We start from the raw sequence: 18,713 nt of genomic DNA on the forward strand, positions 1-18,713 counted from the left end.
AATGCCACTGCCGCCGCGTGAAGTGCAATCTGGCGGCAGGGGCGTGGAGCGGGCGTGAACGGATCACAGATCCGTTCAGGCGGAGCCGTCAATCGCGCATCAGGGTGGACTTGCCGAACAGGCTTTCGACCAGGTCCACGGCCAGTTCGGCGGTGGCATTCTGCTTGTCCAGCAAGGGGTTGAGTTCAACGATGTCCAGCGAGCCCATGCGCCCGGTGTCGGCGATCATCTCCATCACCAGCTGCGCCTCGCGGTAGTTCACCCCGCCCGGCACCGTGGTGCCGACGCCCGGCGCGATGCTCGGGTCGAGGAAGTCCACATCGAAGCTGACATGCAGGTGGGTGTTCTCGTCGATGCCGGCCAGCGCCGCCTCCACGGTGCGCTTCATGCCGTTCTCGTCGATGTAGCGCATGTCATAGACATCCACCTTGTGGGTCTTGATCAGGCGCTTCTCGTCCGGGTCCACCGAGCGGATGCCGATCTGGTGCATCTGCGCCGGGGTGATCGCAGGCACGGTGCCACCGAGGCGGGTCAACGCATCGGGGCCAAGGCCGCAAAGGCAAGCCACCGGCATGCCGTGGATGTTGCCCGACGGGGTCACGTCGCTGGTGTTGAAGTCCGAATGCGCATCCAGCCACAGCACGCGCAGGGTCTTGCCCTGCTCGCGGCACCAGCGTGCCACGGCAGTGATCGAACCGATGCCCAGGCAGTGGTCGCCACCGAGCATGATCGGCATGCGGCCGGCCTGCAGTTCGGCGTAGCTGGCTTCCATCAGCGCGTGGTTCCACGCCACCACTTCATCCAGGTGGCGGTAGCCTTCCACCGGCGCGGTCCACGGGTTACGCGGACCATCCAGGTTGCCCAGGTCGCGTACGTCCACCCCGCGCGCCTCCAGCGCCTCCGGCAGGCCGGCCACGCGCAGCGCTTCCGGCCCCAGCCGTGCACCGCGATGGCCCGCACCTACATCGGTGGGAACGCCAATCAGGGATACGGAGATGGGATGGGCCATGGGTGCCTCCTGCGGGGGAAAAAGAAGCACAGTCTAGCCAGAGCTGTGTGACACCACTCGCGGCGGTGCAGCAGGGCGTTGGCGTGGCATGATGCCGCGCGGACCCGACCGCCGTTCATGGAAGATTGCGATGTCGCCCTTCATCAACACTGCCTGGCCGCGCTTTTTCATCGGGGCACTGCCCATCGCCCTGCTTGCGGTTTTTCTGAGCAGCTCAATCGATGCGTCGCCAAACGGCTGGCTGATGCAGGCGACGCTGCTGCTGGTGCCGTTCTCGACCCTGGTATTCCTCGGGTTGGGGTGGCAGCGTCTGCGCAAGGCACACGCCGAGTATCCGATCCTTAAAAGCGAGCCGCAGCGGATGCTGACGGCGTTGATCGGCAACGTGAAGGTGGCCGCGCTGTGGTTCGGCCTGACCTTCGTCGGCATGTTCGCCCTGATGCTGGCGTGGGTGCTGCTGAACAGGTCCTGCGGCTGAAGCCGGCCCCAGCCCGCTGCTCGCTCAGCTTCCGCGGCGGCGAACCGGCGTCACGCTCTGCACCTGGCCGTTGTTGCGCATCATGCACAGGAAGCGGCCATCGGGATAATCGATGATGAGTTCCTGGTAATCGCTGCCCACCGGCATCTGGGTCACCAGCGTGCCTTGCGCCCCCTTGCGCATGTTGCAGGAACCCAGCGCGGTATCGCCCGCCGGCGCGCTGTTGGCCGCCTTGGACACATTGCGGAACACCGCACGGCAGCCACCATTCACCCACACCGAATGCCGCCACAGGCCCCAGTTCTGGCCTTGTTCGCAGCGGGTGTGGCTGAGCTGGCGCACGATTTCCACGTTGCCACGGGTATCCATGTCGCACGACACCTGCTGCTGGCCGGTGGATTCGCAGGTGACTTCGCGCGGTAGTGCCGTGTCGTTGTCGTCATCGTGGCGACGGTGGTCGCGATGCTCAGACGGTGCGGGCGTTCCGCTGGCACTGACCTGGCAGATGCCATTGGCGCCGCCTCGGCCGGTGTAGCTGATCTGCGGCGTGCCGTCCTCGTTGCTGCTGATCGACAGCGTGATGCCACTGTTGGCATCGCGTGCTTCGAAGTAGCGGTCGTTGAAGCGCTTCAGCGTGGCCTCGCGGCCCTGCACGTAGACCGGCCCGCCATCGTCGGCGTGCACATCGATCCCGCCCGGGCAGCTGGCGTTGAAGAACGGCACGGCGGCCATGGCCGGGGTAACGAAGGCAGTGGACAACAGTGCGACGGTGAGCGACAGGGCATGGCGACGCATGTGCGGATCCCGAAGGGGCCCAGGATGGGCGTGTGGCGGCAGTATGCGGTGGAGCGCTGCGGGCTGTCCGTGAGGAATATCAATTTCCGGGTAGCGCGCGTGGGGATTCATGTCTGGTAGGGTGTTCTGGAAGCCCTGCCGGGGAAGTTAAGCCAGCTTTACTTCCTGGGCCATGAAGGGCCGTGCGACAGCAATGACGCACCAGGATTCATCGTTGGTTGCAGCCCCGCGCGAAATGTCGCTTCTGGCATTGCAATGCTCGAAACGGGCCAAACGCGATAATTCATTTTTCCTTTCAGATCACCCGATGCCATCGAAACAATCGACTGGCAGACGGGGATTTCGCCTGCGCATGATGAATCGCCACCTGCAGAGGTGGCCGGGTCTTCCAAGCCCGTTTGATTGAAGCTGTATACGCTTGCCAGCCGGCGTCGTCCTCCCAGGAGCGGCGCCGGCTGGCAATTCGTTCGCCGGTCTACGGCGGGCGGTGCGTGGGGGCCCTGTGCCCGCCGGCTCATCGATCTCCGGTCTTGGAAGCCACGCATCGCCCGCCACCCTATCGTGGCGGCGCCTCTGTGCCTGACGAGGATGCCCGCATGTCCAAGACGCTCTACCCCTATCTGACCGCCACGCTGGGCGACGCCGCCCTGCATCTGCCGCTCGAACTGGCGCAGCCGTTGGAAGCCGCCTTTGCCGCCGCCAACGATGCGCCCGCGCCGATCAACCTGCCCGTCTGCCTGCGCCGCATCCAGGCCGGAGATGCCGCCGACGGACAGCCGTGGCAGGGGCCATCCAGCACGCCCGGCCACGCCGTGGCCGCCGCACGCAGGGATCGCGCCGCCGTGGGCTTGGTGTCGCTGCTGGAGCTGTACCACGCCAATGAGCGCGTGCGCGTGGATGGGGAAGAGAAGGACGATATCGGCGACGGCGTGCGCGAAGGGCTGATGCTGGCCTGCCGGGGACTGGCGGAGTATGTGGCGTTGCAGGTGCAGGGGGCTCAATAATGCAGAACAGTGGGATTCCCAACGCACAGGTTCAACGCATCGCCACCCCAGCTATCGAATCAGGCGGAACCGCTGCTGGCATGAGCACACCCTATCCAAACCTGAAACCTGTTCTCGTTGAGCTGCGGCTGGACGAAGTGGATTCGCGCGGCGGCGCTGTTGCCGAGATGATCGCCGCCACCGCGCGCCCCATGGCGCTTTCGATAAGCCCTGAACTCATGTGGTATAGCTTCGTGCTGAATGATCGCGCCATCACCCGCATCGCGCCGGGCACGCGGGCACACTGCACGATCTCATTCGTCAACCATGACGGTGCGAAAGAGGTATTCCGCTGTGGCACAGTGGCCGCCTTCGGAGACGGATCGTCGACAAGAGGGTTGATCCGCATCATCCGGTTTGATTGAACCTGGTCGCGCCGGGCTACTTGAGGTGGCAGCGGCTGACGCGCAGTGCAGTGATACGCCCCGTGCAGCGCAAGCTGCCTTGAACTGGAATTGCCAGACGACTCCTCCTTTGCTGCGTCATTGAGTTGACTCACCGGCTTGGGACGAAGAAACCGCCGAAAGGCGGTTTTTTCATGTTGATACCGCCGTCTTTACGGCCGGCACCGTGGCAACACGTCAAGGTCGGCGCATGTACTTATGCTGCGCTGGCGTGCAGGCGCACACCCAGCGCGCGGGTCACCTTCAGGATGGTGGCGAAATCGGGGCTGCGCTCGCCGGACAGGGCGCGATACAGACTTTCCCTCGACAGCCCCGCCGCACGTGCAACCTTGCTCATGCCCTGGGCGCGGGCGATATCGCCCAGCGCCTTGGCGATGAAGGCAGAATCGCCATCGCTTTCCTCAATGCAGGCATCGAGATAGGCGGCCATTTCTTCGGGTGTCCGAAGATATTCGGCCACATCAAATGCTTTGAGTTCGACTTTTTTTTTGGTGGCCATGATGGAACAGCTCCAGTACTTCGGCATTGAGTCGTTTCGACTACAGCCGGTTCGACGCTCACAGGGCACGCGCAATCTCCCTGGCCTTTTCGATATCGCGTTGCTGTGAACCTTTTTCGCCTCCAGCCAGCAGAATCACTTTCAGCCACCCTGTCGGACGTAGCCTACAGGCTACAACTTCGAGCATCCAGTGCAGGAGTATCCCATCGTCAGGAATGCGCACAGGGAACGTCAGGCCCCGCCAATGCCTAGCAGTCTCGGAGAACGCATGCACCTAGGGATTGGCCCTACTGCGGACAATGCAGAATAGGTACCCGATAAAGCGCGCAGGCTTGGCGCGGAGCCGAATTCGAATTCGGACCCTTAGCCGGTATCCTGTAGATCGACCGGGGGGATTCATGACTTCATTGGCCGACGCAATCGCTCGCAGCGTGGCACGACAGCGAGCAGCCGCGCCTAGCGCGATGCCCAGAGAAGAGCTCAAGGAATGTGCGCACCAAGCACGGCGCCTCATCACCTTGGCCCGCAGCGCTTTGGCAAAAGTCACGTTTCATGCGCATGACAGAGGCCGCACTGCCGTTCCACTGCTGCTTGCGGCCATGGATCAGGCGTGGGCCTTCAGCCACCTTCTGGCGACCGAGCCAGAGTTGGGGCAGTTCGGTGCCGTGTCGCTCTACAGATCGCTGACCGAGACACTGTTGCGTGGGGCGTTCTTCGCTAAGCCAGCTACTGATGAAGAGATCCAGTATTTCCGCACAAAAGACCTCATGCCACAGCGGGCGCCGATGCGCGCGAAGTTCGGTTCGAAGAAGACGAAGCTTTCCGCAGGCGAGCTCGCGGAAATCATTGACCATGCGTACGAGTTCGAACCTCGGGGGAGGCTAGTCGAGTCAGTGCAGACCGACTGGAACCAATGGAACGGTATCGTCCATGGTGGAGTGAACGTGGTCGGTATGTACGGTGGCGCTAGGTTTCGAGGCTCCGATGGAATGCATCTACCGCTGGGATGGCACTCTCAGAACGAAGGCATGCAGGAGTTGGTAAGCCATGTCGCCGTTTTCGCATGGCTTGCTCTTCTTGCAGCAACAGAGGTAGCGCACACCCTCCCAGACGAGGCAAGGGATGCAATCAAGTACACAGAGCAACAGTACCAAGGCTTTGCCCTCCGATGGCCACCGCCTCTCGGGTAGCGCTACCGATAGCGAGGACAAGTCATCGGGCAGATGAGTGACTGCGGCCATGCGTCAGTCGCGCAACCATCCACGCCACTAGTCAGCGCAGCCGTGAAAGCAAGAAGGATCCGCCAATTTTCCCGGCAGGTCTCCCGGTAGACGAAAAAGACCGGCGCAGCTCGCTGGCCCTTGCTACTGAAACCCTTATTTTCAGGGCGTTTCGGTGATTCCCGATTGGTGCTGCTTATCCGAATCAAACGGATGACCTACTGCTTACAAGCTAGTTTGCCTGAGCAATGGAAACAGCCAGCAGGCGCTCGTACTGTTGCAAGCGCAAGAGACAACGGCCCAGGAGCCGTTGTACCTCACGTTGCGGCCCTGAGATGTCAGGTTGGTCCGGGGCAGCCATCAGGAATCCGAGCGAAAGTTCTAGAAGCGGCGAGGTAACGATATCGCTTGAACTGAAAAATGTGGGACTGAGCTAAACGCCAAGCTATACCAAACGCTTTCGACCCACTTTGGCCGTTAAAGACAGCGTGATTTGAACGGCAGTTATCCGAGTGGAGCGGCCACTTGGTGATTGGAGATATAGCAAGCGCATGCGGGATTCTGCATCGACAGGGAGTGCCACAGAGGCCGCAAGAAGCGATCGCTATCATAGTAAAATCGCGCAGCCTAGGCGATAAACCGGCTTTCGTATTTTTTAACCCGAATACTCTATAATCTATATTTCTATATTCAAGGCCAAGGGGGAGAAAGTGACCTTGTTGTTCACCGAAAAAGAATGGTACGACGCGATACCTGACCTCACCAAGTCCATGACCAACTATTTGCGGCCGTACCGGACTGGGGTCTTCGAGCATTTTACAAATGATGTTGACGAATGGGGGGCGGGATGGGGAAGCGGATCGTATCTTCGGTTAAGCGACAAAGTGTATGTCCTCACCAATGAGCATGTCTCGTCAGTGATACGGGACGGTCGAAAGCTGGCCTATCAGTTCGATGGCCAAGACGATATCCGCCTTTTTGACGGAAATTCTCACGATCTTTCTGCTCCGTTCGATCTCGGTCTGCTTCCTGTCGCTATGTCTGCCTGGAATGCTGTTGAGCACAATTCCAAGGCGATTACGTTGGATCTGATCGCCTTAGCTCACGAACCCGTCAATTCGGAAATTCTCGCTTTCTCTGGGTTCGCCGGCCAAAAGGTCAGTTTTAATTACAATCAGCTTAACAGCCAATGCATTTGCTATTTGTCGAAAGAAATCGACGTCCCTGAGCATCCTGACATTAATCCTCGCTTCCATTTTGCACTCGACTACAATCCGAATTTGGCGAAATCCGTTATAGGAGATACTGGCTTGCCAACTCCGCCCGGGTTTAGCGGATCGACTGTCTGGGATACAGGCTTTGTCAGGGCCAAGATGATGAATGAGCAATGGACGCCCGCAATGGCGAGGGTGACGGGCGTTGTTTGGGGCTGGCCTTCCGGCGCGGGCTCTATCATCGCCACACGCGCTGAACATGTGCGATCGTTCCTAGAAAATTGCTTCTAAATTAATACGCGCCCTGCGGCCTCAGAGACGCGCCATTGGTTTGCTGATCGTGCTCTTCGAGCAAAAAGGTGAGATAACTGCGCGCGAGGTTGCAGTACAGACGTGCCTCGTGCGGTTGGATCGCGATGCCATTTTTGAGATCGGTTCCGTGGCGCACCCCGCCTCCCGTAGGCGATGAAAGGTAGCCGTGCAAGGTCGTCATCCAAGTCAGAATGTTTTCCTGCGCCTTTCCCCGCTCCCGCTTTTTCATCTCGTTAATGATGGGCCCGAAATACTTCCCCTGAATCGTCACTGTGTCTTCGCCCATGCCCCGAAAGGCTGTAACGATCGATTCCAGAAGGAAAATAATTTCCTGAACCGCGCGCCGGCCCTGACCCGCATCAAGCAGCCGTTCAGATTCTTCCAGGCATTCGGCGATAAGCGCGCGGGCCTGTTCATCCAGCGAGGGCGCCAGATGCGGAACGATGATCGACCTATAGGCGCGCGTTGCGATTAAATCAGGCAGTTGAATTTCATAGCCCGCATCATGTTCCGCCAGGACAGCATTGATAATTTGGACATCTGGCACGCCCAAGCCGGATTGTTCAAGATCTTCGCAGCAACTCCAAAAACTCTCGATAAACACAGGAGCATTCTCAGCCGAGGTATCCATGAACCGAGATAAGTCGCTCCACGCCCAGTCCAAGCTGCTGCTTCGGCCGGTCCCGCCGAAGCGTTTTTTGCATTGCTCAACTGCACGCCATACATCACCCTGCGCCGTGATTTTCTCGATCAGATCGTAAAAATCACGGACAACGCCTTGCGGGATGGGACCCGGACTTTTGAAACGCCAAGATTTATCGAAATTAAGCAATTTGCTTGTCCTCGCAATCATCCAGAAAACTCTGCTTAATATCCGCTCCGAGGTGAAACGGTCACCTGAAAGTCCAAATTTCGGCACGTCCGGATGACTGTCCATGGTCGACAGCAGTCTCTGGGCAAGAGCTTGGGCATACTCTAGATTCCTGATAGGCGCAATGAAAAACAGTTGGCCTTCCAATCATCACAAGCGCCAAAGGCCTTGATGCTGCTAGCGTTCAGGGCTTTGTGGAACATGAACTCTTGAATTGTCTTTACCGGTATTTTTTACCGGCAAATCCTACTCTTTGGCGCCACCGCCTCGCCAGCAAATCATTTGAATTCAACGAGTTACTGGTGCCGCTTATCCGAATCGAACGGATGACCTACTGTTTACAAGACAGTTGCTCTACCAACTGAGCTAAAGCGGCATGGGTGGTGCATCGGCGGCAGCGCCGCAGTCAGGGGATTCTAGCGCAATCGTGCGCATTCCAGCGACCGGCTCTGTGCCGCGCCGCTGCGCTGCTGGGCCTGGGCCGGCTGCGTGCCCGCCGCCAGCTGCCCTTCCAGCCACCACTGGCCGGCGTCGCCGCTGGCCACCAGGCGCGGCTGGAAGCCGGCGGCCTGCACGGCGGCCATGCGGCGCTCGGCGCCTTCGCGGTTGCGGTACTGGCCCAGCGCCACGGCGTTGGCGTCCTCGCCCTGGCTGATGATGTAGTAGTCGCTCAGGCCGGCGGCGACGATGCGCTTCACCGTGGCCTGGGCCTCTTCGCGGCTGGCGGCCGCCGGCAGCATCACCCGGTAACGGGCACTGCCGCTGGCAGCGGGCTGTTCGCGCAGGCGCACCTGGCTGAGCAGCGTGCTGGCCTTGCCCTGCGCGCTGGTCGCGGCGGCGCGGTCGGCAAATGGGCCCAGCGCGACGCAGCGCGGCGGTTCGGCAGCCACGGGCGGGGTTGCGGGTTTTTCCGGCGCCGGGGCGGCTGCAGGCGGTGTTACCGGCTTGGCAGCGGCAGCAACCAGCGTAGCCTCAGCCACCTGCGACTTGGCAATTTCCGGCTTTGCCGGCACAGCCGGCGCGGGCGTCGCAGCCACAGCCGTCTTCGCGGCCGGGTCGTGCTCCATCAGCGGCGCAGTCGGGGCAGCAGCAGTGGCTTCGGCGGCCGCAGCCGCATCAACACCACCGGGCACCCAGCGCAGCTCGGCCACACCGGCCGGTTGCGGCGGCGGCGCAGGCCTCTGCGGTGCATCGCGCAGCAGCCACCAGCAGGCGACGCCAAGATTGAGGATGGCCAGTACGACGATCAGGGCACGGGTCAGCATGCGCGGATACTAGCCTGCGGGCTGGTGCACCGCCCAGCGGGCGAGGCCATCCAGCACCAGCGACGGGTGGTAGTCGGCGCCGGGCAGCAGCGGCATCAGCGCCGGTGCGCCGCCGCCGTGCACAAGCAGTGACGGTGCTACGCCCAGCAGCGCGTGCGCCTGCTGTGCGCTGCGTTCGATCAGCGCCACCGCGGCACCATCACAGCCGGAGGCCAGCGCATCGGCAGTGTCGTTGGCGAACTCGCTGTAGTCGCCACCGCTCGCGGGCAGCTGCACCGCACGCGCGTGCAGTGCTTCGCGCATGGTGGTGGGCGATGCGGAAATGCGGCCACCGTGGTGCTGGCCGTCGGCGTCGAGCAGATCAATCGTCAGTGCGGTGCCCACGCCCACCACCAGCACCGGGCGCTGCGCCTTGGCAGCGGCCAGCAGGGCCAGGAAGCGGTCGACGCCGAACTTTTCCGGCCTGGCGTAGGCGATGCGCACACCGGCGCATTCGGCGCTGGTGCGTACCACGTGCACGTGCGCGAAGCGACGCTGCAGCTGGTCCAGCATGGCGCTGGTCAGCGACGGTGCGGCCACGCTGGCCACGAACGCGGTGGTGCCGCTGGGCAGGCTGTGCGGCGGCTGCCCGGCCATGCCTTCGGCGCCATGTGCCCAGGCCTGCACGTCGCCGGCACGGTCACCCTGCAACGGCGCGAACTTGAAGCGCGAGTTGCCGAGGTCGAACAACCAATCGCTCATGCCGCCCTCACGCTGACTTCGCCGGCGTGCAGCAGGCGTTCCTGGCCATCGATGCGCACGCGCAGTGCGCCGTCATCGGCCAGGCCGAGTGCGGTGCCGTGCTGCCACTGTCCATCCAGTTCCACCCGTACTTCGCGGCCGGCCAGCATGTCGAAGGCGGCGTAGCGCGGCAGGAACGGCGCCAGCCCTTCGCGGTCGAACTCTTCCAACGCCGGCAGCAGGCGCGCCAGCACGGCAGCAACGACCACGTTGCGGTCCACCGGCTTGCCAGCCAGCGTGTCCAGATCCACCCATGGCTGGGTGATCTGCTCGGCGAACGACGGCGGCATGTGCGTGTTGATGCCGATGCCGATCACCGCGCGCGCCGGGCCGGCATATTCGCCACCGCCCTCGGCCAGCAGGCCGACCAGCTTGCGTCGGCCATCAACGATCAGATCATTCGGCCACTTCAGCTGCGCCTGGGTAAACCCCAGATCGTGCAGCGCTTCGGCCACGGCGATGCCGGCCACCAGGCTCAGCCCGGCCAGGCGGCCGAGGCCACCGGAGTAAAGGCGCAGCACCGACAGGTAGACGTGCGCTGCCAGCGGCGAGGCCCAGGTGCGGCCGCGGCGCCCCCGGCCACCGGTCTGGCGTTCGGCCAGCAGGACGCTCACCCCGCGCTGGGGCGCGCTGCAACGCAGCAATTCGGCGTTGGTCGAGTCCACTGTCCAGGCCACCTGCAGGTCATGCAGCAGGGCCTGGGCGTCGGCGGGAAGGCCGGCGCGGATCGCGGCCGGGTCCAGCAGATCGACCGGCCGGGTCAGGCCATAGCCCTCGCCAGCGCGGCCCTCGATGTCCACACCGGCGGCTCTAAGTCCTTGAATACGCTTCCAAATGGCCGCCCGGGTCTGGCCCAGCTCACGGGCCAGGGCGTCGCCGGAGAGGCGACCGGCAGCGAGTTTGGCCAGCAATTGGCGGTCGTCCACGGCAGCTTCCACGAAGTCAGGACGGAATTATGCGGGAAAGCTGCCAACGACGCCCGCCACGCTGGGTTCCGCGAGGGCTTCCAACGGGGCGCCGGGTTCGGGCTAGAATCGGGAACTCACCTTCCCTTAACGTGGATGTCGTCAATGCGCCGTTATGCCCATTGCCTGATCCTGCTGACGATGCCCTTCGCGGCGTCTGCGACGGCAGCGCTGGACGACAGCCGTGGGGCCTGCGTGTCCTCCAACGGCGATGCCGCCTCGCAGCGCGCACCCACCGCCAGCGCATCGGCCGCCAGCACCAAGGCGGCACCGGTACGCCCGGCGGCCAGCACCACCACCGGCGGCGGTGGTAGCGACGACGACATGCTGCCGCGCATCCGCGCGCCGAAGTGGCACAGCTACCTGCCGGGAATGTTCCGCTGATCAAGTCGTTGCTGCAGTGGCTGCGGCCTGCGCCGCGGCCGATCGACGATGCACTTTGGGAAGACGCCTGCCAACGCGCGGCGTGGCTGCGCGGCCTGGACGACGAACGCCGCGCGCGCCTGCGCGAGCTGGCCACGCGCTTCCTGCACGAGAAGACCATCACCCCGATCGGTGATCTGCAGTTGCAGGCCGGCGATGGTGTGCTGCTGGCCGCGCTGTGCTGCCTGCCGCTGCTGGAGTTCGGCAAGGTGGGACTGGAGGGCTGGTCGCAACTGGTGATCTACCCCGACGCGTTCCGCGTGCACCGCAGCCACATGGATGCGGCCGGCGTGCTGCACGAGTGGGATGACGAGCTGATCGGCGAGTCGTGGGACAGCGGTCCGTTGATCCTGTCCTGGGCCGACGTGCAGGCCGACCTGGCCGCGCCGCACGAGGGCTACTGCGTGGCGGTGCACGAGATGGTGCACAAGCTGGATGCGCTGGATGACGCGATGGACGGCACGCCGCCGCTGCCGCGCGAATGGCAGCGCGAGTGGGCCGCCACCTTCCAGCGCGCCTACGACGCCTTCTGTGCGCAGGTGGACGCAGGCGAAGAAACGCTGATCGATCCGTATGCGGCCGAAGCACCGGAAGAGTTCTTCGCGGTGGCCAGCGAGTATCACTTCTCGGCGCCGGATCTGCTGCAGCAGGCGTTGCCGGAGGTGGCCGCGCAACTGCGGCGGTTCTATGGCGAGCCGCCGAAGATCGAAATACGGTAGTGCCGGCCGCTGGCCGGCACCCTGGCAATGCCACCGAAGATCATCAGGTTGCCGGCCAGCGGCCGGCACTACCGGAACAGCACGCGTTGTTGCGCCAGGCGATGCCCGGCGGACGGGAACGCGCGGCTCAAGGCCCCGGCGGCAGGCGCACTTCGAAACGGGCGCCGCCCAGTTCGCTGGAACGGCCGACGGCCAGTTCGCCGCGGTAATCCTTGATCAGGTCCTGCACGATCGACAGGCCGATGCCGTGGCCCTGCACGCGCTCGTCGCCACGCACGCCACGCTGCAACACCTTGCCGATGTCGTCCGGGGCAATGCCCGGACCATCGTCGTCCACCGCCAGCAGCAGGCCCGCACGACGGGCGTTCGGTGCCGGCAGCGGCTGCGCGGTCAGCAGCACGCGGCGACTGGCCCACTTGAAGGCATTTTCCAGCAGGCTGCCGAGCAGTTCCTGCAGGTCGCCCGGTTCGCCATGGAAGCGCGCGGCCGGGTCGATGTCGAACTCGCACAGCACGCCCTTGGAGGCGTAGACCTTTTCCAGGCCACGTACGATTTCCTCGGCGTTGGACTCGATCGGCAGCGGTGCGGAGAACAGCTTGTGGCCCGATGATGCGGCACGTGCCAGCTGGTAGGAGACCAGGTTGTTCATGCGCTGCAGCTGTACGTCCAGTTCCTCGCGCAGCGCGCCATCGCCGGCGCCGCTGTCCATCTGCGTGCGCAGCACGGCGATGGGCGTCTTCAGGCTGTGTGCCAGGTCGGCCAGGGTGTTGCGCTGGCGCTCGAGGTTCTCGCGCTCGCTTTCAATGAAGGCGTTGATGCTGTCGGTCAGCGGTTCCAGCTCGCGCGGGTGGCGCTCGCTCATGCGCTCGGTCTCGCCGCGCTGCACCTTGGTGAGCTCGGTGATCACCCGACGCAGCGGGCGCAGGCTCCACTGCAGGATGACGGTCTGCAGCAGCAGCAGGATCAGGCCGATGCCGCCCAGGTAGAACCAGACACGGCCGCGGAACACGCGCAGCTGCGCGCCCAGTGCGCGCGAGTCTTCCATCACGTAGATGGTGTACGGGAATTCGGTGGCCGGGTCGGCGTCGGCGTCCCACACCAGGCCCAGGCCATAGCGGTACACCGAGCCCTGGCTGCCGTCGATCTGGATCATCGGCAGCGGGCCTTCGAACACTTCCTGGCGCGGCGCCAGCAGGCCGCCGCCGACGGTGGGCAGCATCGGGCCTTCGGCGGACATCGAATTGCCCTTGCCGTGCGGCATCACCACCTGCAGGTACAGGCCACTGCCCGGCACGTCGAAGCGCGAATCCGGCGGCTGCTCGCGGATGTACAGCGAGCGGTCGCGGGTGAAGTCGATGCCGGCCGCGTAAGCGGTGGCGTAGTTCTTCAGGCGCTCACGCAGGTTTGCCTTCGCCGTATCGGCGAAGGCGGCGTCGAGCGCGTAACCGGCCAGCGCCAGGAACGCGACCAGGCCCACGGACGCGGCAAGCATCTGGCGCGCCTGCAGGGAGCGCGGCCGCCAGCGTCGGAAGAACCACAGACGGCCGGACATCATGGTCTCGCCAGGCTGAGCCGGCTCAGCCCTCGTTGCGCGGAATCGCGAAACGGTAGCCGCGACCGCGCACGGTCTCGATCGGCTTCAGTTCGCCATCCGGGTCCAGCTTCTTGCGCAGGCGACCGATGAACACTTCCAGCACGTTCGAGTCGCGGTCGAAGTCCTGCTGGTAGATGTGCTCGGTGAGGTCGGCCTTGGAGACCAGTTCACCGGCATGCATCATCAGGTACTCCAGCACCTTGTACTCGTAGCTGGTCAGGTCGACATTGCTGCCGGCCACGCTGACGGTCTGCGCGGCGAGGTCAAGGGCAACCGGGCCGCATTCCAGGGTCGGCTTGCTCCAGCCGGCGGCGCGGCGCAGCAGCGCATTGACGCGGGCCAGCAGCTCCTCCACATGGAACGGCTTGACCAGGTAGTCGTCGGCGCCCTGCTTCAGGCCCTCGACCTTGTCCTGCCAGCTCGAACGCGCGGTCAGGATCAGCACCGGGAACTTCTTGCCTTCGTCACGCAGGGCCTTGATCAGCTCCATGCCCGACATCTTGGGCAGGCCGAGGTCGATGATGCCGACATCGAACGGAACTTCGCGCCCCATGTAGAGGCCTTCCTCGCCGTCCTGCGCAGCATCGACGGCAAAGCCTTCGCGCTTGAGCCGGGCTGCCAGGGTCTCACGCAGCGGGGCTTCGTCTTCGACCAGAAGGATACGCATGAACTCTCCCTAGTGTCCTGGGTGTGGCCCGGAGGCCTGTGGGGTACGGGTTGATAGCGACAACTATCCCTGTTCAGGGGTTATCGCCGCGTAGTGATGACATATCCGACCGCGGCGTGCGCGGCTGTGAACGCGACGGTGCAGGGTCGTCCATGTAGCGGACCCGGCCCCGGTCGTCCATGTACTTCACCCGGTTGATGTCACGACCATCGAACGGCACGCGCTCGGCGCCGAGGATGTGGCCGCCGGTGGTGCGCTGCACGCGGCGCACGGCATCGGACAGCGAACGCTCGTCGCCACGGTTGCCACGCTCGCCCCGCTCCATCATCTCCGCCCGCCCCTGGTCGCCGCGCGGCGGCTGTTGCGCCAGCGCCGACGACAGCGGCACAGCCGACAGCACCACGCAGGTGGCGAAGGCAATGCGGCAATGGAAGGGAGCGGAAGACATCGATGCGATCCTAGCCGAGCTCGGCGATTCGTTCAAAAGTCGTAAATCCGGGAGCCGGGTTCGGGACCCGGCGCTTTACAATTCCTTTGCAAATTCTTGGTTTGGGGCGGTGAATCCGGTCTGAACTTTTCCGGCCTCGCCCCTGCGTTGTTCAGCTAAGTGAACATTCGGGACGAATCGGCGCGCCTTGTCAAGCCAGGAGTGTGACCGTGATCACGCTGCAGCACGATCCGCTTCGCGTTCGGTGACCGCCAGCGCCTGCTCGACCAGGGTCCAGTCGGCGCCTGGGCGGTGTGCACCCTCGCTCAGCACCTGGCGGAACGCGCGGCCACCAGGTTGGCCGTGGAACAGGCCGAGCAGGTGGCGGGTGATGTGCTTCAGCGCCAGGCCTTCGCCCAACCGCGCTTCCACGTAGGGGCGCAGCGCGCGCAGCAGATCGCCACGGGCCTGCAGCGGGGCGCCGGTGTGCAGCGCCTCCAGCTGATGCAGCAGGTAGGGGTCGTGGTAGGCCGCGCGGCCCAGCATCACGCCATCAACGTGCGCGGCCTGCGCCTGTACCGCCTCGATGCTGGCCAGGCCGCCGTTGATCACCACCGGCAGCGCCGGGCGCTCCTGCTTCAGGCGATGGGCCCAGTCGTACTTCAGCGGCGGAACCTCGCGGTTCTCCTTGGGCGACAGGCCCTTCAGCCACGCGTTGCGCGCATGCACCACGACCATGCTGGCACCTGCGGCGACCTGGCGGTCGACGAAGGCGGCGAATACGTCGTAATCGTTGTCCTCGTCCACGCCGAGGCGGCACTTCACCGTCACCGGGATGTCGGCCGCATCGACCATGGCCGTCACGCACTCGGCCACCAGGGCCGGCTCGCGCATCAGGCAGGCGCCGAAGCGCCCGGCCTGCACGCGGTCGGACGGGCAGCCGCAGTTGAGGTTGACCTCGTCGTAACCCCACTCGGCGGCGATGCGCGCGGCCTGCGCGAGCAGGGCCGGATCGCTGCCGCCCAGCTGCAGGGCCAGCGGCTGTTCACTGGCATCGAAGCCGAGCAGGCGCTCGCGGTCGCCGTGGATGACTGCGTTGGCGTGCACCATCTCCGTGTACAGGCGCGCGCCCGGCGCCAGCACGCGATGGAACACGCGGCAATGGCGGTCCGTCCAATCCATCATGGGGGCGACGGACAGGCGCAGGGAATCGGCGTAAAGGGCGGTGGCGGACGTCATCGGGGTGTTGATCGTGGAGACTGGCATTGCCAGTGAGATCAATAGTTTACACCGGGTGGCTGAATGGCAGCGGGTGGCGCCCGGATACCGCTGCAGCGCCCCCGGCCCGAGGGCCGTACGCAGACCGGACGGCGCCCACCCGCAATGACGGGCAACCGGTCACAGTTGTCGCGATTCGTTGACGACGACGAAATATTGACGCCGTTATAGTCCAGCGCTCGCAATGGATTGGACGTGTGGAGCAGATGATGCAGCACAAGCGTTTGAGCAGGACCCTCGCCACCGCGCTGGCCGTCGCCACCCTGGCCATCGGCACGGCAACCGCAGCACCGGCGGCCACCGGGCTGAGCCCGACCTTCACCACCTGCCGTGACAAGGCGCAGGGTGCGGTCGAGCAGGCCGCCTGCCTTACCTCGGAAAGCGCGCGCCAGGACCAGCGCCTGAACCAGGCCTACCGCCAGCTGCAGGCAAAGCTGAGTGGCGCGAAGAAGACCAAGCTGGTGAATGCCCAGCGCGCGTGGCTGCAGTCGCGCAGCCGCGATGGAGAACTGGATACCGCGCTCTACGACGATTCGCAGCCCGGCAACCTGCAGGGCGAGCTGAACGATGTGATGCGCCTGAGCGCGCGTGCCGACCAGCTGCAGAAGTATCTCCAGCTGTTGGACTGACCCATGAGGGGCACACCCTCTGACTGCACAAGGATGTAAGACATGCCAACCAACATCGATACCCACGATCTCGATGCCACCTCCGGCGCCGTGTATTTCGCCGTCGGCCGTGGCACCGAAGGTGGCCCCGCCTCCTACCATCTGGCCATCGCCGGCATCACCCAGGGCGTGACCGAACCGCACTGGGGCACGGTGAACAAAGTCGCGCAGAACAGCGGTTACAGCCTGGGCGCGATCCAGGTCGACTTCGGCCAGCGTGGCGAATGGGCGCTGGGCGCCATCGACGGCCATGCACTGAAGGCCGGCGAAACGACCTATGTCGACGCCGTGATCGATCAGGCCAGCAGCTATGCCAAGGCGCACAACCTGCCCTTCACCCAGGACCACGCCGACCTGCGCCGCGACCTGCTCAGCCACGGCAATGGCCTGAGCGGGCGCAGCTCGATCCAGTTCATCGATACCAACACGCGCGACAGCATCAACGCCTGGGCCGGTTCGGCCGAGGGCAAGCAGTGGATCCACGCCAACATCGACTACCCGCAGGTGCGCAACGCCACCCGGATCGGCATGACGATGGTGGACGCGCACGGCAGCGGCATCGCCGAGGAAAACCGCTTCGAAGCCATCAGCCTGATCGCCAAGACCGCCAACCAGTTGCCCAGCCAGCTGCCCAAGCTGCAGAAAGTGCTGGAAGACGGCGGTGACTACGAGGCGCTGCGCGCCAAGGCCGGGCAGATCCGCGAAACCTACCAGTACTTCGATGCGCCCAAGGCCGGCGACATCGCCGTGCGCTACGAGGACGCGTATGCCAACAACAAGGACGCAATGGACCGCGCCCATGCCAAGGTCAGCAGCCGCGACTACTCGCCTGCCGGTGAGCACAACGACGCCGATATCCAGGTGGCGCTGGGCCAGATCGGCGCACCGCGCCAGCAGGCCGGTTCGCAGACGTTGAAGGAAGGGTCCAGCGGCCGTGACGTGCTGAAGCTGGAAAGCAACCTGGTCACGCTGGGCCATGCCAGTGCTGACGGCCAGCAGACGCTGAATCCGGACCGGCGCTTCGATGCCACTACCCGCAAGGCGGTGGAAGACTTCCAGCGCGAGCACAATCTCGACCCGGTGGACGGCAAGGCGGGCCCAGCCACGCTGGCCGCGATCGACCGTGACGCGCGCGAACTGCAGGGCAACCTGGCCGCGCTGGGGCTGACCGACGCCAAGGGCCAGGCCATCAGCAGCGACGGCTATCTGGGCAGCGGCAGCCGCCACGCGATCAACACCTTCCAGCAGCAGCATGGCCTGCCTGCGACTGGCATCGCCGATGCGGAGACCCGCCAGGCGCTGGCCAATGAAGTGCAGCAGCGTGCGCAGGGACAGGGCAACACCCCGGAACAGCAGGCAGCGGCCGAGCCAGCGCGCGAGACGGTGTACCCGATGTCCGACCCGCGCAGCCCGCAGAACTGGCTGTACACCGAGACCCTGGTGCAGGTGAAGTTCGCCGAGGAAGCGCGTGGCCTGCCCTCCGGCGAGCACAGCGAGAAGCTGGCCGCTGCGCTTACCGTGGAAGCTGCGCGCGCCGGCCTGTACCGGGTTGATCGCGTTGAGCTGAACCAGGATGGCTCGATGGCGCGCGCGGTGCAGGCCAATGCACTGCACGACGAAAGCGCGTTGAACCGCAATACCGCGCCGGTATCGACCGCTGACGCGATGCGCCAGAGCGTGCAGGAGAACAGCGAGCGGGCCTTGCAGGTGAGCGATCAGCAGCGCGAGCAGCAGAAGATCGACCAGCAGACCCAGCAGCATGGGCCGCGGGCCATGATGGCGTAAGGAATACAGGCCCACGGGCCTGCTGTCGGCAGATGATGACATCGCAATCGCCACCTATCTGAGCGAGGCGTTGGCAGCTGGTGATGCGGGCCACTTCCAGGAGGCGCTCGGAACAGTGGCGCGCGCCCGCGGCATGGGCGGCGTTGCCGAGGCCTCCGGTCTTGGACGCGAGAGCCTGTACAAGGCGCTGCGCCCCGGAGCACACCCACGCTTCGATACCGTGCAACGTGTGCTGTCGGCGCTTGGGGTGCACCTGATCGTGCAGGCCGGCAAGGCCTGACCGCGACCGCTTCATTC

21 protein-coding genes and 1 tRNA gene are annotated in these 18,713 nt (G+C 64.5%); 10 read left to right on the forward strand and 12 right to left on the reverse strand.

Annotated features, from left to right (window positions below; translation table 11 throughout):
• Positions 1 to 88: 88 nt before the first annotated feature.
• The gene (gene rocF, locus EZ304_RS19230; RefSeq protein ID WP_094001609.1) at positions 89 to 1,009 is read right to left on the reverse strand and encodes an arginase; all 921 of its coding nucleotides are present in this window, start codon (positions 1,007 to 1,009) and stop codon (positions 89 to 91) included.
• Positions 1,010 to 1,139: 130 nt separating this feature from the next.
• Between rocF and EZ304_RS19235 the strand changes: the two genes are divergently transcribed.
• Entirely contained in the window at positions 1,140 to 1,487 is a 348-nt protein-coding gene (locus EZ304_RS19235) for a hypothetical protein (RefSeq protein WP_142807887.1), read from the forward strand.
• A gap of 24 nt (positions 1,488 to 1,511) precedes the next feature.
• On the opposite strand, the gene EZ304_RS19240 is transcribed toward EZ304_RS19235, so the two are convergent.
• A complete protein-coding gene (locus tag EZ304_RS19240) occupies positions 1,512 to 2,282 on the reverse strand; it encodes a DUF3011 domain-containing protein (RefSeq protein ID WP_142807888.1) in 771 nt (256 codons plus the stop codon).
• A 596-nt stretch (positions 2,283 to 2,878) separates the two neighbouring features.
• Here EZ304_RS19240 and EZ304_RS19245 point away from each other — a divergent pair.
• Positions 2,879 to 3,286 carry a hypothetical protein gene (locus EZ304_RS19245; RefSeq protein ID WP_049431464.1) on the forward strand — a complete coding sequence of 136 codons (408 nt, stop codon included), beginning with the start codon at positions 2,879 to 2,881 and terminating at the stop codon, positions 3,284 to 3,286.
• A gap of 80 nt (positions 3,287 to 3,366) precedes the next feature.
• Positions 3,367 to 3,690: a hypothetical protein gene (locus EZ304_RS19250; protein ID WP_142807889.1), complete on the forward strand. Its 324-nt coding sequence runs from the start codon at positions 3,367 to 3,369 to the stop codon at positions 3,688 to 3,690.
• A gap of 235 nt (positions 3,691 to 3,925) precedes the next feature.
• Here the strand turns inward: EZ304_RS19250 and EZ304_RS19255 are convergent, their stop codons facing one another.
• Positions 3,926 to 4,228, reverse strand: coding sequence for an addiction module antidote protein (locus EZ304_RS19255; RefSeq protein ID WP_142807890.1), 303 nt, complete (start codon positions 4,226 to 4,228; stop codon positions 3,926 to 3,928).
• Positions 4,229 to 4,626: 398 nt separating this feature from the next.
• Between EZ304_RS19255 and EZ304_RS19260 the strand changes: the two genes are divergently transcribed.
• A complete protein-coding gene (locus EZ304_RS19260) occupies positions 4,627 to 5,418 on the forward strand; it encodes a hypothetical protein (protein WP_142807891.1) in 792 nt (263 codons plus the stop codon).
• A gap of 740 nt (positions 5,419 to 6,158) precedes the next feature.
• The gene (locus tag EZ304_RS19265; RefSeq protein ID WP_142807892.1) at positions 6,159 to 6,953 is read left to right on the forward strand and encodes a hypothetical protein; all 795 of its coding nucleotides are present in this window, start codon (positions 6,159 to 6,161) and stop codon (positions 6,951 to 6,953) included.
• Position 6,954: 1 nt separating this feature from the next.
• On the opposite strand, the gene EZ304_RS19270 is transcribed toward EZ304_RS19265, so the two are convergent.
• From EZ304_RS19270 to birA, 5 genes are all read right to left on the reverse strand, one after another.
• Positions 6,955 to 7,911, reverse strand: a complete 957-nt coding sequence (locus tag EZ304_RS19270; RefSeq protein ID WP_221931194.1) for a hypothetical protein — start codon at positions 7,909 to 7,911, stop codon at positions 6,955 to 6,957.
• 234 nt (positions 7,912 to 8,145) lie between these two features.
• Positions 8,146 to 8,221, reverse strand: a tRNA-Thr gene (locus EZ304_RS19275).
• A 40-nt stretch (positions 8,222 to 8,261) separates the two neighbouring features.
• Positions 8,262 to 9,110, reverse strand: a complete 849-nt coding sequence (locus EZ304_RS19280; RefSeq protein WP_142807893.1) for an SPOR domain-containing protein — start codon at positions 9,108 to 9,110, stop codon at positions 8,262 to 8,264.
• 9 nt (positions 9,111 to 9,119) lie between these two features.
• Positions 9,120 to 9,851 (reverse strand): type III pantothenate kinase, encoded by a 732-nt coding sequence (locus EZ304_RS19285; protein ID WP_142807894.1) that lies wholly within the window; start codon positions 9,849 to 9,851, stop codon positions 9,120 to 9,122.
• Positions 9,848 to 10,816: a bifunctional biotin--[acetyl-CoA-carboxylase] ligase/biotin operon repressor BirA gene (gene birA / locus EZ304_RS19290; RefSeq protein WP_099551518.1), complete on the reverse strand. Its 969-nt coding sequence runs from the start codon at positions 10,814 to 10,816 to the stop codon at positions 9,848 to 9,850. Before birA ends, EZ304_RS19285 begins: the two co-directional genes overlap by 4 nt.
• A 144-nt stretch (positions 10,817 to 10,960) precedes the next feature.
• On the opposite strand from birA, the gene EZ304_RS19295 reads away from it, so the two are divergent.
• A complete protein-coding gene (locus tag EZ304_RS19295) occupies positions 10,961 to 11,239 on the forward strand; it encodes a hypothetical protein (RefSeq protein ID WP_010486993.1) in 279 nt (92 codons plus the stop codon).
• Complete coding sequence (locus tag EZ304_RS19300) at positions 11,206 to 11,997, forward strand: zinc-dependent peptidase (protein WP_185959196.1); 792 nt, start codon at positions 11,206 to 11,208, stop codon at positions 11,995 to 11,997. The genes EZ304_RS19295 and EZ304_RS19300 overlap by 34 nt, the downstream gene beginning before the upstream one ends.
• A gap of 127 nt (positions 11,998 to 12,124) precedes the next feature.
• On the opposite strand, the gene EZ304_RS19310 is transcribed toward EZ304_RS19300, so the two are convergent.
• From EZ304_RS19310 to dusA, 4 genes are all read right to left on the reverse strand, one after another.
• Positions 12,125 to 13,549, reverse strand: a complete 1,425-nt coding sequence (locus EZ304_RS19310) for an ATP-binding protein (protein ID WP_142807896.1) — start codon at positions 13,547 to 13,549, stop codon at positions 12,125 to 12,127.
• A 25-nt stretch (positions 13,550 to 13,574) separates the two neighbouring features.
• Positions 13,575 to 14,258, reverse strand: a complete 684-nt coding sequence (locus EZ304_RS19315; protein ID WP_004136763.1) for a response regulator transcription factor — start codon at positions 14,256 to 14,258, stop codon at positions 13,575 to 13,577.
• A gap of 73 nt (positions 14,259 to 14,331) precedes the next feature.
• The gene (locus tag EZ304_RS19320) at positions 14,332 to 14,706 is read right to left on the reverse strand and encodes a hypothetical protein (protein ID WP_142807897.1); all 375 of its coding nucleotides are present in this window, start codon (positions 14,704 to 14,706) and stop codon (positions 14,332 to 14,334) included.
• Positions 14,707 to 14,919: 213 nt separating this feature from the next.
• Complete coding sequence (gene dusA / locus EZ304_RS19325; protein WP_142807898.1) at positions 14,920 to 15,951, reverse strand: tRNA dihydrouridine(20/20a) synthase DusA; 1,032 nt, start codon at positions 15,949 to 15,951, stop codon at positions 14,920 to 14,922.
• A gap of 221 nt (positions 15,952 to 16,172) precedes the next feature.
• Here dusA and EZ304_RS19330 point away from each other — a divergent pair, with 221 nt between their 5' ends.
• The 3 genes from EZ304_RS19330 to EZ304_RS19340 all read left to right on the forward strand — a co-directional run bounded on the left by EZ304_RS19330 (position 16,173) and on the right by EZ304_RS19340 (position 18,696).
• Positions 16,173 to 16,592 carry a lysozyme inhibitor LprI family protein gene (locus EZ304_RS19330; protein ID WP_239503727.1) on the forward strand — a complete coding sequence of 140 codons (420 nt, stop codon included), beginning with the start codon at positions 16,173 to 16,175 and terminating at the stop codon, positions 16,590 to 16,592.
• A 42-nt stretch (positions 16,593 to 16,634) separates the two neighbouring features.
• On the forward strand, positions 16,635 to 18,416 hold the full coding sequence (locus EZ304_RS19335) for a peptidoglycan-binding domain-containing protein (RefSeq protein ID WP_099551523.1): 1,782 nt from the start codon (positions 16,635 to 16,637) through the stop codon (positions 18,414 to 18,416).
• 70 nt (positions 18,417 to 18,486) lie between these two features.
• Entirely contained in the window at positions 18,487 to 18,696 is a 210-nt protein-coding gene (locus tag EZ304_RS19340; RefSeq protein WP_428999704.1) for an addiction module antidote protein, read from the forward strand.
• The last annotated feature ends 17 nt before the right edge of the window (positions 18,697 to 18,713 follow it).

The sequence above is a fragment of the Stenotrophomonas maltophilia genome, from assembly GCF_006974125.1.
Lineage (GTDB): Bacteria > Pseudomonadota > Gammaproteobacteria > Xanthomonadales > Xanthomonadaceae > Stenotrophomonas > Stenotrophomonas maltophilia_O.

Coding starts and splice junctions, on each gene's coding strand:
- EZ304_RS19315 (WP_004136763.1), bottom strand. CDS start 14,258: ATGCGTATCCTTCTGGTCGAAGACGAAGCCCCGCTGCGTGAGACCCTG.
- EZ304_RS19285 (WP_142807894.1), bottom strand. CDS start 9,851: ATGAGCGATTGGTTGTTCGACCTCGGCAACTCGCGCTTCAAGTTCGCG.
- dusA (WP_142807898.1), bottom strand. CDS start 15,951: ATGCCAGTCTCCACGATCAACACCCCGATGACGTCCGCCACCGCCCTT.
- EZ304_RS19310 (WP_142807896.1), bottom strand. CDS start 13,549: ATGTCCGGCCGTCTGTGGTTCTTCCGACGCTGGCGGCCGCGCTCCCTG.
- EZ304_RS19240 (WP_142807888.1), bottom strand. CDS start 2,282: ATGCGTCGCCATGCCCTGTCGCTCACCGTCGCACTGTTGTCCACTGCC.
- EZ304_RS19320 (WP_142807897.1), bottom strand. CDS start 14,706: ATGTCTTCCGCTCCCTTCCATTGCCGCATTGCCTTCGCCACCTGCGTG.
- EZ304_RS19330 (WP_239503727.1), top strand. CDS start 16,173: ATGCAGCACAAGCGTTTGAGCAGGACCCTCGCCACCGCGCTGGCCGTC.
- EZ304_RS19295 (WP_010486993.1), top strand. CDS start 10,961: ATGCGCCGTTATGCCCATTGCCTGATCCTGCTGACGATGCCCTTCGCG.
- rocF (WP_094001609.1), bottom strand. CDS start 1,009: ATGGCCCATCCCATCTCCGTATCCCTGATTGGCGTTCCCACCGATGTA.
- EZ304_RS19245 (WP_049431464.1), top strand. CDS start 2,879: ATGTCCAAGACGCTCTACCCCTATCTGACCGCCACGCTGGGCGACGCC.
- EZ304_RS19335 (WP_099551523.1), top strand. CDS start 16,635: ATGCCAACCAACATCGATACCCACGATCTCGATGCCACCTCCGGCGCC.
- EZ304_RS19260 (WP_142807891.1), top strand. CDS start 4,627: ATGACTTCATTGGCCGACGCAATCGCTCGCAGCGTGGCACGACAGCGA.
- EZ304_RS19250 (WP_142807889.1), top strand. CDS start 3,367: ATGAGCACACCCTATCCAAACCTGAAACCTGTTCTCGTTGAGCTGCGG.
- EZ304_RS19270 (WP_221931194.1), bottom strand. CDS start 7,911: ATGGACAGTCATCCGGACGTGCCGAAATTTGGACTTTCAGGTGACCGT.
- EZ304_RS19255 (WP_142807890.1), bottom strand. CDS start 4,228: ATGGCCACCAAAAAAAAAGTCGAACTCAAAGCATTTGATGTGGCCGAA.
- EZ304_RS19235 (WP_142807887.1), top strand. CDS start 1,140: ATGTCGCCCTTCATCAACACTGCCTGGCCGCGCTTTTTCATCGGGGCA.
- EZ304_RS19280 (WP_142807893.1), bottom strand. CDS start 9,110: ATGCTGACCCGTGCCCTGATCGTCGTACTGGCCATCCTCAATCTTGGC.